Source organism: Deltaproteobacteria bacterium (assembly GCA_017302835.1).
Lineage (GTDB): Bacteria > Bdellovibrionota > Bdellovibrionia > Bdellovibrionales > Bdellovibrionaceae > UBA2316.
This window is the reverse complement of sequence record JAFLCC010000002.1, coordinates 20,153-34,024: the sequence shown is the minus strand read 5'-3', so window position 1 is coordinate 34,024 and position 13,872 is coordinate 20,153. Positions and strand designations below refer to the sequence as shown.

The window sequence follows — 13,872 nt, the reverse complement described above, 5'->3', positions numbered from 1 at the left end:
TTGTGAGCCTATTTGTTTTGATTCTTCTTCTTTCGCTCTCGGCATTTTCAAACTTAGAAAAAAAAATGCCATTTGAGCACTTTTGCAAAACACACTTGCAAAATAGTTTTATTAAAGCACTTCAAATCGCCACACAGAATCATTCATGTGAAGGCTTAGAGATTAAAGTAAATCAAGACAGACACCTCAATTTGGGAGTGATGGAGATTGATGATTTGGAGGGGCTATCGTATTTTCCCCATCTCGAAGAACTTGATTTTCATCATAATAGTATAAAGAGCATTGAAGAGCTCATGGGTCTCACGCGTCTCAAAAAACTCAATTTGTATAGAAATCAAATTGAAAATTTAAGACCAATTGAATTACTCATTGGTCTTGAGGAGCTTTATTTGGGTACAAATAAAATAACAAATCTAGAGTCGCTTCGTTCGTTGACCCATTTGAAAGTATTAGGAATTAAGAAAAACCCAATTCATTCGCTCGAGCCCATTTCAAATCTCGTAAATATAGAAAGACTTTTTATTTTTAATAGTGACGTTCAAGATCTAACAGCGCTGTCCGGACTTAAACAGTTAAAATCGCTCAATCTAACAAACAACAAAATCAAAGACGTAAGCCAATTGAAAGATTTAAATAAAATCATGCGCTTATTTTTAGGTCAAAATGGTATTCAAGATATCTGCCCCTTACAGTCTTTGGCATCTTTAGAGTATCTGAAGCTCGAAAAAAATAAAATTAAAACCATAGGCTGTCTAACAAAATTGAGCGCTCTTAAGTCCATCGATCTTCGTGGAAATCCAATAACTCCATCGGAAATTAAAAATTTTAAAAAGGATCGACCCCATGTCCTTATTCAGTTCTAAGGAAAAGTCGTGAAGGCACTCGTGATGCCGTTATTGCGGTTTGTAAAGTGTGAGCTGTTTTGGTTTTTTAGAAAGAACATTTATCCAGATTTGGATCGCGCCGTCAGTAAGATACAACAGTCATCGCTTTTCACTGTGGCAGAAGCCTTTCACGAATGGCCAGCCGATTCTGGATCTGAAAAGATAATTAATATCAAACTCGCCATGGAGCGCCTCAATGGCATTATATTATTACCGAATCAGGTCTTTTCGTTTTGGAAAATCATAGGCCGACCGGTCCCAAGCAATGGATTTGTAAAAAGTCGCGCCATTGTAAATGGCAAAACGATGCAAGATTACGGAGGTGGGCTTTGTCAGGTGTCTGGGATGTTATTTCACCTAGCCCTATTGGCCGGAATGAAGACAAAAGCAAGAAGTTCCCATTCTGTAGATATTTATCGCGAAGAAGAGCGCCATACGCCATTAGGTCTTGATGCAACCGTTTCATTTTGCATAAAAGATTTAGTTTTTCAAAATACGACAGGTTCTGCCATTCAATTGGAATTCAATCTCTTGAGAATTGAGAATAAATATATTTTTTCTGGCAAGATTCTTTCTAGCAAACCCATCGAAACTCGACTAATTAAAGTGGACCGTTTTGATGTCGATGGACTGCGCTACGCCATGACGAAGGTATATGCTGGTGACCGCCTAGAGAAGGAGTTTCCTTCACGATATGTCATTGGCGTCTCCCCATGAGATCTTTGCTAATTTCTCTAATTCTAAATTCTTATGCATTTCAATCCTTAGCTTCCGCTGAAGGTATCAAAGTCCCTGTAATTACATTTGCACTAGTAGGAGATGTTTTTCTTGGTAGCGCAGCAGACTTGAGTTTGTCTTTAGAGCTAAATGCGGTTCTACAGAAATCACAATTCAAATTCGGAAATTTGGAAGGACCCATTTGTGATACCGAATCTGCAAAAAGAGAGTGCCGCGGCAATCAAGCTACTTGTTATTTCAATAAAATGCCCTCAAGCGTAAGCGAAATTTTCAAAAACTGGGGTATCGACGCCTTTTCTTTGGCCAATAATCATGTATTTGATTATGGACAAAAGTGTTTTGAGGAAACAAAGGTACATCTATCTAAAGTCAAAATTCAGTACTCGGGTGAAAAGGGTACCGTTGCAAAATTTAAATACCAAGGACTAAACATTGTTTTCATAGCTTTTCATTCTTCGCCCTGGGCAAACGACATCTATGATTTTAAATCTTCATTTGAGTTAATTCGTTTATCTAAAAATAAAAATGATATTGTCATTGTGTCTATTCATGCGGGGGCAGAGGGGGCAAAAGCAAAGGTTCTGCCGCCAGACGAGGAGTTTGATTTCGGGGAACGAAGAGGCAATATAAATCTATTTGCAAAAAAAGCGATTGAGGCAGGCGCTGATATTGTGTTTGGCCATGGCCCTCATGTTCTAAGAAAGATCGAAATTTATAAGAAAAAGATCATAGCCTACTCTCTCGGGAACTTCGCCACAACCCCCGGATTTAATTTAATGGACGAGCAAAAATATGGTCTCATCTTGCTGGTCAAAATCAACTACGGTGGAAATTTAGTGGGGGCTCAAATCATACCTACGGTTCAAAACTTAAAAACTAAATTCGTCGAATTGGATTCGTCGCAATTTGCAATCCAATCAATTCGAAAATTAAGCCAGAAGAAATTAGTGGGTCATGACGGCAAAATTCTCTAGCCATCTGCTGAAGTGGATTAAAGTCTCAAAATCTCGTTACTTCCTAAAATAATGAATTTAACCATCCAAAGTTTGATTTTCTATCGGCAATTAAAAACACTTCAGTTTCACATTTATACGGACATCCAGAAGTAATAAGTGGCAAAAAATCACGTCCTTTTTCTAGAGCTGTAGGCAAATAACTAAGATACCTTCCAGCTTCTACTAATTTCAAAACAGCCTCTACACTTTCACTTTTTAATGCTATTTTTCTTTTAAACTTATCATCTCGCCATCCGTCGGCAGACGGGGCTGAGCTCTCTTGGTTAAAAACTGATTCAAAAAATGAAGCAAATTCAAACTTAAGCACCTCATGAACATCAACTGACAGTTCTTTTTTTGCGTATTTGTATAATGGATGCCCTTCACCCACATAAGTCTTTGAGAAATATTCCCCCAGTTTGATTTTTTTAAAACTAGAAGAAGGGGCCTTCGTAATTAAACCCAAATGAGCTTCACCATCTAAAACAGCTCGTTCAATATCTTTTGAGGTTTGACCCATTTTTAAATCCAGTGATAATTGGAGTCGTTTAGAATCTAATTTTTTAATAATATCTGGTACAAATGAAGACAGACTAAATTCAGTTCCTATTATTGATATCCCTAAGTGATAGTCTGTAGGTTTAAATTGAGTTTTAAGATCATCAATATCTCCAATTATACGGCTTACTTCTTTTTGCAATTGTTTCCCATACTGCGACAAAGAAATATTTCTTCCGATTCTTTCAAAAAGCTTCACACCTAATTCATCTTCTAGTCGTTTTATAGCCCTGCTTATGGCAGGTGGAGAAATGACAAGCCGATCAGCCGCTTTATTAACGCTTTGAAGTTCCGCTGCAACCAAAAAATATCTCAATTCAAATGTTTCCATAAACGCATCATATGTTACGTTATTATTACTTTTAAATCAATATATATTTGTCTATATAAACATTCATCTCTATCAGAAAAAGGAGCGAATATGAAAAATCATTTCTTAGTAAAATTACAATTCATTTTGTATATTTTTTTAATTTTTATAGGTTCAGCAGGTGCAAAAGAACTTCAATGTTCCTTATATTTAGCAAGCAATAACTATTTTATAAATGTAACTCCATTATCAGATCAAACGTATCGTGCCGTTATAGTTGAATCTAATAACTTAACCAGAACGTTCAACTTAATTGGTCAATATCAGGTATTAGAAAGTGGTCAAAGTTTAAATGGAAATAAATCTTTAGTTTACAAAGATCGGCAGCGGCAATTCGCTCTTTACATTCAGACAGGAGCTTCATTTGTTACTGCCACTTTAAATAACAGCTCGCTTTTTGGTGAAAAATTAAGTGGCCCATTAAATTGCCAAATAATTAATAAGGAGGAGTTCTTTAGCCATTGTTGTAGCCTTTGTAATCCAAACTGCCAGGGTTCTGGTTTGCCAGCTTGTCCCATTCGCCCCGGCAGCTGCCATTAATGTGGACACTATATGCCTTTAATTAATATCACTTCTTTACAGCCAAGCAATTTAGAGTCAGTTTCAAAAATGATTTCTGATATTCGAATGAAAAGCGCAAGTGCTCTGCAATGCTCAATTGACAATATTTGGGTCATCTATCAACCTCTGGAAAGTCATCATTATGCGCAAAGACAAGATGATTTAAAAAACTCACCCATTGTCACCATAAAAGCCAAATCAGGCCGGAGCCACGAGCAGAAAACTGCATTAGCAAAAGCCGTTGCTGATGCCATTAGTGATGCGTTAGAAATGCCTCCAGAAAATATATGGATACACTACGAAGAAATGAATCCACAAGATGTTTGGTTTAATTATCAATGGAGCTAACAAGGAGAAACCGATGATTCTATGTGTGAGGGTAGGTTTCTTTTTAAAATCAAACTGATGTTACATTTGAAATGTTAAACTTGGTTCTACATTTTTTCAATGTCGCACAAACTGCCTCTATTTGTGCAATGTGATACTCCTTGGGTCAAATAGTAAAAGAAATCATCAAAGGCATTACCATACTAACTCCAATGGAATTGGCAAAATCTAATACTTTGAAATAACGCAATGTAAAGAGTGGTTACGTTTTTCGATCAAAAAATTAAGCCACAAAGATATCAAATAATATTTTCCGACGGGAATTAGGGAAAAATAAGTTGAATTCTTGACTTCAAATTCCAAATCACCTAAATTAGGGCCTCGACTAAGTTCAGGAGTAGCTCAGTTGGTAGAGCAAGCGGCTGTTAACCGCTTGGTCGGGGGTTCGAGTCCCTCCTCCTGAGCCATTTTTATTCCAACGCTACTATGAGCCGCCCGATTAACAGAATCGAATAGGTCGTCTCCTCGTAGCACGAATTGAAGTGGCCGATTCCCGTTATCATCCAATTCGCCAACAATGATTTCCTTGAATAATTTTTGATATGCTGTTCTCAATGAGACAGGATCATTTTCCGCTATCAGTCTTTGAATTTTCTCTGCGCTCTCAGTAACATGTTCCCAATCAAAACCATCTTTTTCGCCTTGCTCAATAGACTCTCCTATATTTTTTAGATTTTGCTCCAGAGCCTGAATCTCATGGTTCTTTTCGGCAATGTTTCTCATAAACTCATCACGAATTTCTTTGATTTCTTTCTCCGTTGCGCCCTTCGTAATTTGAATCAATGATTTTTTAAGAGAACTTTTCTCATCGTTTAGAAATGAAATCTTATCTTTGATTTTCTGTGATTCGCTTTTTAGAAGGTCATTGCGACTGTTCAAGTCTGAAATCCTTCTTTTTATGGCATCTTTAAGGCGAGTATTTTTGCTGATGATGTCTTTAACAATCTTGAAGGCTTCGTCTTCCAAAACCTTCGCACCAATGTTTCTAACTCCTGGGCCGCCATAGTAATGATACCGTTCTTTATTGTGCTGACCGACACCACTTCTACCGGAAAGGGGCTCCCCATCCTTGTTCTTCAAGAGTCCTGAAAGCAGGTAGATTTTTGTAACCTTGGTGTTTTTGATTTTATCGCTAGAAACTTTTTCAATTGTTTGTTGAACTTCGTCCCAAAGCTTCCTCTCAACGACACACCCATGAGGCAGCTCAACCTCTTCGTATTTTTCGTACGGCATAAGCTTCTTTTGGTTTTTATCTTTGTTGTCCACGTTGACCTGCCAGAGTCCAACATATTTCTTATTCGTTAGCAATGTGTGGAGACTGTGCTTTTTGAACTTCTCGCCATGCTTGTTCAAAATTCCCTTTGCGTTGCACTCCTCAAGAGTTTTTTGAAACGATCCGAGTTTGATGAAAGTTCTCATAATCCATTCGACGGTTTTTAACTCCTCTCTGTTAGGTGTATAAAAGCCAACCTTCCTTTCGCTTCCGACTTTGCGTTGATCTAGCCCTAAAACAGGATGAGTGGAGTTGAATTTTCCAGAGTTAATCATCGCTGAAAAATTGCTCTCTTTGACACGTTTTGATGTTTGTTCTGATTCATATTGTGCAAAAGCCGATAAAATTCTGAGTTGAAAAAGTTGGGATGGGTCGTTCGGGTTGAATGGAAAACTTCGGATGACAATTTCACATTCATTATTCGTACAGAGGCGAAAAAAGGATTCCCAAATAGTTGCGTCTCTCGCTATCCGAGATATTTCTTTGATGACAACAAATCGAAACATTTTCTTTTTGATTTCATAACTCATCCGCTTGAACTCAGGTCGGTCGTCGTTTCGACCTGTTAACCCTGGCTCAATGAAAAACTCCGTGATTTTATAGTTTACTTGCTCTGCTTGACTACGAATTTCGGCTTCGCTTATAGCGATATTTACTTGCTGCTCTAGGGAGCCTTTTTCAATTGTTACTTGGTCCTCTGTGGACAGGCGTAGGTAAGCACATCCTTCGATTGTCTGCCATTCTTTATTCTGGGGCCTCCAGTTGGCCTGATAGTTGGCAATGACAATACGACAGTCTTCTACGATTTTCTCGATGAGAAGTCTCTTTTGTGTAGCCTTTGAAAGTTCAGATTTTTTTGTCATAATGTAAGTCCCTTATTATTTCTGAATATGATTCCACAAAACTTTTTTCAGTATCTTCACCAAGTTCACCAACGACAGCCGATGTGAATGAGATGGTACTTAGCCTTTTCCTTTTCGCTTTCTGGCGTATTTTCTTTTTCTGTTTACGAACGCAGACCTTGCACGCTGATTCGACACCAAGAGCTTTTGAGCGGTTTTTGTGGAAGCTTCTAAGTGACTTAGCCTTCCCACAGCAGGTGCATGTCTTTACCGATTCGGATTTTTCCGATTCAGCTTTGACTAGGATTTCCTGAGCGGAGCCACTCAACAGCTCCATTAGAGATCCACCAAACGCCTAATGCCTATGAGATAACAACGAGGGCAATGGTCCAACCCCAAGCATAGGTCGAGTTCGGCACCTTCTAGCCGACCAGTCAAATTTGTATTTTTGACAACCAGTTGTTTACTCATATAACTATTTTATTGTGCATAAGGTCGAAAAGCAAATTTACGGTAGACATTTCTCAAAACAATACACGTCAAAGCCATATTATTGATTTTAAAGTAAATAACGAGTAAACTTTCAGTAGCTGGAAAGAGGAGTTTATGGCGAAAGGGAATATGGTTTTCATCGGCACTGAAAAGTTAAGGCAATTGTTCGATGCCACAGGGCTGAAAGGTATGGAGCTAGAGCGACTGTTTAATGTCTCTCACGCTGGATTCTATAAGTGGCAATCAAAGGGAATTATACCTTCAGATAAACTCGGACATTTATTGGTCCTCAATAAATTTGGCGGATATGAGATTGAAGCCAACCCGACGATTAGAGGCGAAAGCAACAAGACTCTCGATTTCAGGGTGAAGGATTTCTTCAATAGAGGTGAGCACCTCTACGTTGAATCAAAGCCCTCTGACGAAAACCTGGAGGCGGTGAGAGTGCAAATGAACACCTTTAAAGTTCCGGTGACCCTTTTGTACTTATCCAAGGGCGAAATCAAAATGGAAGAGAACGCCAGCATGAGGCAGCGGCTATCAACAGATAAGGGCGTTGCAGAACAACACTTATCTTCTAAAGATGAGTTAGGTTCTGCAAGCTTAGATGATCTAATTCAAGAAATTGAAAAGCGAGGGTGGTTGATTAAGCTTGAACGGAAAAGTTCATTATCGACTGACAGAGGCGCAAGGTCGCTTAAAAAATTAAGAAATAGATGACTAAATTTATCAAGAGAATGATTTATGGAATCAAAATCACAAAAAGGGAGTAGAAAACTAAAGCGTTCAGATATGATTACTTTGCGTCTCGACTCACACGTCGAAGGCAATCTTTTTGTTGATATTCAAATGATGGTCAATGAAGCCAATCGAACAAAGCTTAAAGCCAAAGCTCGAACAGGCGTTAAGCCCAGGAATCGGAATAAAAAGTACATTACAGCTCTAAACTGTTTGCTTGCTAATCTCACTGAGTCTGTTCTCCAAGAACTGCCTATAGCAATAGGCCACCGAGAGGACTTTTATAAGAAAAGGACAAGACCAAACCCGAAACAAATAACTGCTTATATTATGAAGGCGGTTTTGAAAGAGTTTTGTGATAAAAACATAGGGTTCGTCAAACTCTTGCGTCGGGGATTCCATAACAAGAAAAATAAAAAAAACTCATCGCTGTCCCTTTATTTACCCACTTCAGACTTTGACCTCTTTAAGCGAATGGCAACCAAAAGTGGAAACGAACTCTTCATTAGGCGATCAAAGCCAGCAGGGCAATCAGCAATTAGAGCTATCGTCTATGAGACTGATAAAAACGACTCTAGGATTTATTATGATTTAGAGGCTGACAGACCTGACGTTGTAAGAACAATTCAAGTTCTAGATAAATTGGACAGCGTTCTGCAAAGGTCAAAATTCAATATAAGAACTGTTTCAATTGAAGCACCTAGGTTCTATCGGAGTTTTAGTCCTGATTACTCCAAGCATGGGCGGATTTACTCTGAAGGAGGATCTATTCAGAACTGGAAGAAGAAGTTTGTCCGAGATTTGCTAATAGATGATCGGCCAACAGTGGAGCTTGATTACTCTTCAACACATACTGCTATTGCTTACGCAATCAAAGGTACTCCAATGCCAAGCAAGGACGTGTATATCCTCAACACCTTGAGATCAATTCAAGATCCAGATTTAAAGCGAAAACTAGGCAAGGCATTCACGAATATAATACTCAATGCAGATTCACGCAAAGCCGCCGCTCAAGCTATTGGAAAAGAGTTTGCTGATCAGGGCATCAAATACAAAACTGATCTTGGAATTTCAATTCCAGATGTGATTGCAGAGATAACAAGACGACATGAGCCAATAGCTGAATACTTCTTCAGTGGCGCAGGCCTTCGTCTTATGAAAGTTGAATCTGATATTTGTCTTGAGGTAGTTGACAGATTCGCTCAACTAAATAAACCGATAATCCCGAAGCATGATTCTTTTATAGTTAAGGAAGAGGATGAAAACTTACTACAGCAAACAATGATAGATGCATGGATCACGGTTCTTTCTAAGATTCAGGAGCAGAAGAGAAAAGTACAAGTTCCCAATATCTCAAAGAAAAAAGATGATTCCTTATTTTGAACAGTATAGGAGAAGGCGGCTGAACGAAGAGAAGTAAAGACACGACTCTGGAGTGTCGATAGCCTTCCTCCTTTCTGCATACTTAACAATGAGTTTTCCACGTCTCAGCGGATAGCTAGACATTTCTTTTTTTTAGAAAAAAATAATCTTTCAATAATGGTATTCTAAAGCCATATAAGATTGCTCTTTAGATTATGGCAATCAAGGTAAATTCAATATGGCAAAGAAGATAAAGTTTACGACCACCCTAGACCTACAATCCAAAGAATATTTGGACAGAATGTCCAATGCTCTTGGTAAGCCAGCCAATCAATTGCTCGATTTTATTATTGAAAACTTCTATCTGCGCAGTTGGCCGAGAAAGCATAAACAGTATCTGGAAAGGCGCAAGAAAGAGCTTGAGCATATTTTGAAACTTCAGCAGGAAAACGTGTAGTTTTGATTTTGTCTGAATTCAAAGTGATAGCCTCGCAATTATACGGCAAGGCAGTTTTGATCACCAGACATCTGCACGCTTAGCAGGGTTCAGCCATTCCTGCGAATTCGCTACAACTAATCCTTGAACGTACACGGGCATCTGGTTTGCGAAGAAAATTATGCAACCGGAAAGAATCACCCCAAGTAGCGGAAGGTTTGACGCAACTGAACCTAAGATGCTTTCGGTTTTTTGTGCTCAAGACGATCAATTAGCCACTCTAAATTTTCACCCTCAACAGCAGAATGGTAGATGACGACAAGAGAGTCTGGTGAGATTTCGTAATCTAAAATCGTGAGTAATAGGTATGCTAGTGATTCCAGTTCTAAGGCAGACGCTTGTGCTGGAGATAGCCTTATGATGTCAACTATAGCCAGCCATAAAGCCTCAGTCTTTTCGGATTTCACAATTTGCCCACCTTTCATTTTTGTCCATTATACGTTCGTCACCTGGAATTCCAATAACTGCTATTTTTGCCATTGTTGGACTCGTCTTTGAAGAATACGCCCCACTGTCGATTTTGAGCATTTCATTAGTCTGGCAATTTCAACATAGGACTTCCCTTGTTCACCAAGTTGCAGAATTAGTTCTTTGTTGAATTTCTCAGGAGCACCAAGGCGCTTACCTTTTACGTTTCGAGCATATTCAAGTCCCTGGATCGTGCGCTCTTTCAGTAGGGCATTGTAGAATTCAGAGAGGCTTCCAAGAATTTGAAGCATCAGGCGACCACTTGCGCTGCTGTAGTCAATGTTGTCATCCACCGCCACGAATATTATTCCTAGCTGATTCAGTTCTTCGAGCGTCGAGAGAAGCATTTTTAGACTTCTAAAGAGTCGATCAAACTTAGTGATGACGATTGCGTCGATTTGTTTGGATCGAGCCAGTTCCATCAGTTTATGAAAGCCAGGTCTATTATCATTTGAGCCTGTGAATCCGTGATCTACAATTTCTTCTGTAATCTTCCAGCCCTTGTGACTAACGAACGATTTAATCCTGGAGACCTGCAAATCAGGATTTTGATCTTTTGTTGAAGTTGAGCATCTTGCGTAAATTGCACATTTCAAAAAATCCTCCTTTAAAGGATGGGGGGCTAAAATCTAATGAGGTCGATTGGAGTCACAAATGGGTACTAACTGGATAGATCCATAATTTTTTTTGTAGAGTTTAAAAATAAAAGGGACTGATTCAGTCAAGTATTTCATTAAGCTCCTTCCTCAATTCCAATTCCTATCGGACCGTAGCCACCATTGTGGTTTTGAAGCTTGATGAAGGACTCAGGTGAGGTCGGAAATCCCTTCCATGACGACTCTATACGAACAATGCCGTTGAATGATTTTTCCATAAGAAGGCAGCCATCCCAAAAACTAGCGATTAATGATGAGCCTCTAGTGCGAGCGTTGATGCTGCCCTTACCATCTTTGCGAACGTGGTGCGTGATTAGGATGGTGCAATCAAGTTCTGTTTGAAGATTGCGAACTTTTCTCAATACATCTGCCATCTGTCGTGCATTGGACTCTTGGGTTTTGCAGAGTATCTGAGCTAAGGGATCTAAAATAACTAGCTTCGGGCCGATTTCTAATAGTGCTGAACGCAATCGAGCAAAGGACTCTTCTTCATCGAGAAAAATCCCATTCGATCGGTCAATAATATGGAGGTTCTCCAAATCGAAATTGGAACAACCTTTTGATCTAGCGATTCCTTCAAGTCGTTCAGCAATAATCCATGGCGCATCTTCGGCGCTAAAAATAGCCACTGGACCTATTTGCATTACTTGGTTTTGTTGAAAGCATTTGTTACCAGAAACAACTGATAGAGCCATTTCAAGTGCAGCGAATGATTTCCCAACTTTCGGCTCAGCGAGGAGAAATACACAACTTGATGCTGGCAAAAGAGAGTGAATCAACCATCTGCTTTTCGAGGATTCTGATTTAATCTCTGAACCTCGGAATATCTTTATTTTACTTAAGGCGTTTGAATCTTCCATAGATACAATCATGCCTCAAAATGTATTGAAAATCAATACAACTGAAAACTATGTCTCACCTTTGTACCCAAGTGCCTGAGCATATCCAATAAGTACATTGGCAGCGAGACTGCTAAGAGATAAGTCTGCAGATTTAGCTTCTTTTTCAAGGAATGCTTTTACAGAAGTGGGTATACGAGTAGACAAGGGATCGGTATCACCTTTAGGCATAGCTGATGGATGAGGTAGCTTTACTGTTAGTTCCCATATCTTTGATTTCTTCATTTAATTGACTCCAGTCTTGTATTGATATTGCATACGATTTTGTATTGATTTTCAATACTGCATTGCGTAAGATGAGATAATCAGAGGAGGTCTTCGTAGATATTTAATTCTATGATCGTAGATTGGCTCAACACGATGCAGTTTTGAGATGGCGTAAGTTCTACTCTTTATAAGGACTTAACAGCTTGGCCTTTATTTCAATCTTAGATCGTAAACATATATCACACGATCATAAATACATGAACCATTCCATGCATTTATGACCGATAAAGGGAGTATGAGCAAGTTGAAGATACATGAAATTCTAAAACGTCTGGCTGACGAGCGAGGCTTAAATATAAAGGATCTATCCAAAGCCGTTGGAATTCCTCATTCAACACTTTCAACATACTTTGCGGGCAAAAAGGCAACTTATCAGTTGGATCACGTTTTAAAGCTTGGTGAGTTCTTTCAGGTGAGCACAGACTATTTATTAACAGGAAAGCCGTCCGGTACGAAATCTCTCAACGGACTTAAAACAGAACAGCTTTTCAGTGGTTGGATGAAGGTTAAAATAGAAAGAGCAATTCCTGATGGTGAGGGTGAAGAAAAATGAAATACATTTTTTTAACTTTGACTATTTTGCTGCTTTCTTCAAGTTCCTATGCGGAAGACTTTCATTTTAACATTGATGAAAGTGGAATTGTCTTCAAGGGTCAATTTGATCGAGAAGCTGTAAGACGATCATTGAATGTCATTAAAAATCAGTTTGAAAAATGTAAGTCCGACCAGTCTCTTCGCTATAGTATTGAATTTCAAATCACAACAAAAGGCAAAGCAAGGGCAATAATGTTCAATGGCTTTCCCCTGCCAAACGATAAGGCCAACGATTGCGTCGCAGCCATCTTGGAAAATGCAAAGTTTCCATCGAGTCAAAAAGACTCAACAGATTCTGTGATGATCCCAATTGTTGTTGGCAATCCGCCCCCTGTCGCTGACTTGAAATGTGATGCAGCTAACCTAAAAAAGAATTTTGAACACTCGTGTATGAATCTAAACGGTCTACATCTTAGATCGTTAGGAATACCTCACATGCTAAACAGTTTTAGGGTCGTTTGTAAATGTGTAGAGGACAACTTTGATTTAAAGAAACTTATCCCAGGTGACTCTTGCAAATTTAAAACTGAGGACGCATTTCAACTTTTGAAGTCCCGACCTGTATATGTCATGTGCGTGCAGGGAAGATAGGGCAGGAGGAAAGAATGTATTCAAAATGGTTGATCGTTTTACTTTCGCTCTGCATGTGCTCGTGTAACGAGAATGGTTCAGAAAGCTCAACCTCCAATTCAATCACAAGTCCCACGGGCTTCAATAGTTCAATGAATGCAGTATCAAAATCGTCTGCTTCTTATAGGCTTGTTCGCTTGGATGGGGTCACGCCGATTGACGGCACTGAAGACGCTATCCTTGTTTGCACTCCAAAAATGGAATACTGCACGCAAACCTGTATATCAGTCTACCGTCCCGACCAAGAACGATGGAGTGTCTTCAAAACAGACTATCTATCGGGTGGTGGCAAATGCGTAGGTTTCGCCATGACATATTCAAACGGAACAGACATTCCAAAATACAAGTATTGGGTTGGCAACTATGTCCAAAGTGGTGGAGGTGTTGTTGGTCGATGTTCTGTCTCAGTGAACTCGCCGACCTCTGAGGGCAGAGCATACTTCGATTTTGTTCGGCCAAACAATGCTTCGACATATTATGTGCATAACTTCTATGACTTGGCTGGCAATTCAATAAGTTCATTGCGGCTACTTAACTTCTTGCCGCCAGCGATGTGGACATATCACGACAGTGCAATTTCCAATGCTGATATTACCCCACAACTTACAAACTGGTCGTGTATCAAAGATAGTGCAATTGGTGATGCATTCCAATAAAGAAAT

The 13,872-nt window shown here is 39.2% G+C and carries 16 protein-coding genes, 1 tRNA gene and 2 pseudogenes; 12 read left to right on the top strand and 7 right to left on the bottom strand.

Translation table 11 applies throughout. The features are described from left to right. Window positions 1-2: 2 nt before the first annotated feature. The 3 genes from J0M15_02085 to J0M15_02075 are packed head-to-tail and all read left to right on the top strand — an operon-like array spanning window position 3 to window position 2,596. Window positions 3-863 (top strand): leucine-rich repeat domain-containing protein, encoded by an 861-nt coding sequence (locus tag J0M15_02085; protein MBN8535814.1) that lies wholly within the window; start codon window positions 3-5, stop codon window positions 861-863. A gap of 9 nt (window positions 864-872) precedes the next feature. Further along, window positions 873-1,601, top strand: coding sequence for a VanW family protein (locus J0M15_02080; protein MBN8535813.1), 729 nt, complete (start codon window positions 873-875; stop codon window positions 1,599-1,601). After that, on the top strand, window positions 1,598-2,596 hold the full coding sequence (locus J0M15_02075; protein MBN8535812.1) for a CapA family protein: 999 nt from the start codon (window positions 1,598-1,600) through the stop codon (window positions 2,594-2,596). Before J0M15_02080 ends, J0M15_02075 begins: the two co-directional genes overlap by 4 nt. A 43-nt stretch (window positions 2,597-2,639) precedes the next feature. Here J0M15_02075 and J0M15_02070 read toward each other — a convergent pair whose 3' ends face one another. Further along, on the bottom strand, window positions 2,640-3,506 hold the full coding sequence (locus J0M15_02070) for a LysR family transcriptional regulator (protein ID MBN8535811.1): 867 nt from the start codon (window positions 3,504-3,506) through the stop codon (window positions 2,640-2,642). A gap of 90 nt (window positions 3,507-3,596) precedes the next feature. On the opposite strand from J0M15_02070, the gene J0M15_02065 reads away from it, so the two are divergent. The 3 genes from J0M15_02065 (at window position 3,597) to J0M15_02055 (ending at window position 4,900) form a co-directional block, all read left to right on the top strand. Next, window positions 3,597-4,085: a hypothetical protein gene (locus tag J0M15_02065; GenBank protein MBN8535810.1), complete on the top strand. Its 489-nt coding sequence runs from the start codon at window positions 3,597-3,599 to the stop codon at window positions 4,083-4,085. 87 nt (window positions 4,086-4,172) lie between these two features. Continuing rightward, the gene (locus J0M15_02060; protein MBN8535809.1) at window positions 4,173-4,454 is read left to right on the top strand and encodes a tautomerase family protein; all 282 of its coding nucleotides are present in this window, start codon (window positions 4,173-4,175) and stop codon (window positions 4,452-4,454) included. Window positions 4,455-4,824: 370 nt separating this feature from the next. Continuing rightward, a tRNA-Asn gene (locus tag J0M15_02055) sits at window positions 4,825-4,900 on the top strand. A 733-nt stretch (window positions 4,901-5,633) separates the two neighbouring features. On the opposite strand, the pseudogene J0M15_02050 reads toward J0M15_02055, so the two are convergent. Next, window positions 5,634-6,041, bottom strand: a pseudogene (locus J0M15_02050) (recombinase family protein). A gap of 15 nt (window positions 6,042-6,056) precedes the next feature. Continuing rightward, a pseudogene (locus tag J0M15_02045) lies at window positions 6,057-6,629 on the bottom strand (recombinase family protein). 585 nt (window positions 6,630-7,214) lie between these two features. Here J0M15_02045 and J0M15_02040 point away from each other — a divergent pair. The 3 genes from J0M15_02040 (at window position 7,215) to J0M15_02030 (ending at window position 9,657) form a co-directional block, all read left to right on the top strand. Next, window positions 7,215-7,820: a hypothetical protein gene (locus tag J0M15_02040; protein MBN8535808.1), complete on the top strand. Its 606-nt coding sequence runs from the start codon at window positions 7,215-7,217 to the stop codon at window positions 7,818-7,820. A gap of 24 nt (window positions 7,821-7,844) precedes the next feature. After that, window positions 7,845-9,221 carry a hypothetical protein gene (locus tag J0M15_02035; GenBank protein ID MBN8535807.1) on the top strand — a complete coding sequence of 459 codons (1,377 nt, stop codon included), beginning with the start codon at window positions 7,845-7,847 and terminating at the stop codon, window positions 9,219-9,221. Window positions 9,222-9,438: 217 nt separating this feature from the next. Continuing rightward, window positions 9,439-9,657: a hypothetical protein gene (locus J0M15_02030; protein MBN8535806.1), complete on the top strand. Its 219-nt coding sequence runs from the start codon at window positions 9,439-9,441 to the stop codon at window positions 9,655-9,657. 212 nt (window positions 9,658-9,869) lie between these two features. Here J0M15_02030 and J0M15_02025 read toward each other — a convergent pair whose 3' ends face one another. From J0M15_02025 to J0M15_02010, 4 genes are all read right to left on the bottom strand, one after another. Next, on the bottom strand, window positions 9,870-10,121 hold the full coding sequence (locus tag J0M15_02025) for a hypothetical protein (protein ID MBN8535805.1): 252 nt from the start codon (window positions 10,119-10,121) through the stop codon (window positions 9,870-9,872). A 42-nt stretch (window positions 10,122-10,163) separates the two neighbouring features. After that, window positions 10,164-10,760 carry a recombinase family protein gene (locus J0M15_02020; protein ID MBN8535804.1) on the bottom strand — a complete coding sequence of 199 codons (597 nt, stop codon included), beginning with the start codon at window positions 10,758-10,760 and terminating at the stop codon, window positions 10,164-10,166. Window positions 10,761-10,897: 137 nt separating this feature from the next. Beyond that, on the bottom strand, window positions 10,898-11,680 hold the full coding sequence (locus J0M15_02015; GenBank protein MBN8535803.1) for an AAA family ATPase: 783 nt from the start codon (window positions 11,678-11,680) through the stop codon (window positions 10,898-10,900). 48 nt (window positions 11,681-11,728) lie between these two features. After that, window positions 11,729-11,944: a hypothetical protein gene (locus tag J0M15_02010; protein MBN8535802.1), complete on the bottom strand. Its 216-nt coding sequence runs from the start codon at window positions 11,942-11,944 to the stop codon at window positions 11,729-11,731. Window positions 11,945-12,221: 277 nt separating this feature from the next. On the opposite strand from J0M15_02010, the gene J0M15_02005 reads away from it, so the two are divergent. Genes J0M15_02005 through J0M15_01995 form a run of 3 tightly spaced genes read left to right on the top strand, consistent with a single transcriptional unit; the run spans window position 12,222 to window position 13,866 of the window. Next, entirely contained in the window at window positions 12,222-12,539 is a 318-nt protein-coding gene (locus J0M15_02005; GenBank protein ID MBN8535801.1) for a helix-turn-helix transcriptional regulator, read from the top strand. Next, entirely contained in the window at window positions 12,536-13,171 is a 636-nt protein-coding gene (locus J0M15_02000; protein MBN8535800.1) for a hypothetical protein, read from the top strand. Before J0M15_02005 ends, J0M15_02000 begins: the two co-directional genes overlap by 4 nt. 14 nt (window positions 13,172-13,185) lie before the next feature. Further along, window positions 13,186-13,866 carry a hypothetical protein gene (locus J0M15_01995; protein MBN8535799.1) on the top strand — a complete coding sequence of 227 codons (681 nt, stop codon included), beginning with the start codon at window positions 13,186-13,188 and terminating at the stop codon, window positions 13,864-13,866. The last annotated feature ends 6 nt before the right edge of the window (window positions 13,867-13,872 follow it).

Bases quoted from the DNA above. Each gene is read 5' to 3' on its own strand.
- J0M15_02075 (MBN8535812.1), top strand. From the start codon at position 1,598: ATGAGATCTTTGCTAATTTCTCTAATTCTAAATTCTTATGCATTTCAA.
- J0M15_02070 (MBN8535811.1), bottom strand. From the start codon at position 3,506: ATGGAAACATTTGAATTGAGATATTTTTTGGTTGCAGCGGAACTTCAA.
- J0M15_02065 (MBN8535810.1), top strand. From the start codon at position 3,597: ATGAAAAATCATTTCTTAGTAAAATTACAATTCATTTTGTATATTTTT.
- J0M15_02060 (MBN8535809.1), top strand. From the start codon at position 4,173: ATGAAAAGCGCAAGTGCTCTGCAATGCTCAATTGACAATATTTGGGTC.
- J0M15_02040 (MBN8535808.1), top strand. From the start codon at position 7,215: ATGGCGAAAGGGAATATGGTTTTCATCGGCACTGAAAAGTTAAGGCAA.
- J0M15_02035 (MBN8535807.1), top strand. From the start codon at position 7,845: ATGGAATCAAAATCACAAAAAGGGAGTAGAAAACTAAAGCGTTCAGAT.
- J0M15_02030 (MBN8535806.1), top strand. From the start codon at position 9,439: ATGGCAAAGAAGATAAAGTTTACGACCACCCTAGACCTACAATCCAAA.
- J0M15_02025 (MBN8535805.1), bottom strand. From the start codon at position 10,121: ATGAAAGGTGGGCAAATTGTGAAATCCGAAAAGACTGAGGCTTTATGG.
- J0M15_02015 (MBN8535803.1), bottom strand. From the start codon at position 11,680: ATGGAAGATTCAAACGCCTTAAGTAAAATAAAGATATTCCGAGGTTCA.
- J0M15_02010 (MBN8535802.1), bottom strand. From the start codon at position 11,944: ATGAAGAAATCAAAGATATGGGAACTAACAGTAAAGCTACCTCATCCA.
- J0M15_02005 (MBN8535801.1), top strand. From the start codon at position 12,222: ATGAGCAAGTTGAAGATACATGAAATTCTAAAACGTCTGGCTGACGAG.
- J0M15_02000 (MBN8535800.1), top strand. From the start codon at position 12,536: ATGAAATACATTTTTTTAACTTTGACTATTTTGCTGCTTTCTTCAAGT.
- J0M15_01995 (MBN8535799.1), top strand. From the start codon at position 13,186: ATGTATTCAAAATGGTTGATCGTTTTACTTTCGCTCTGCATGTGCTCG.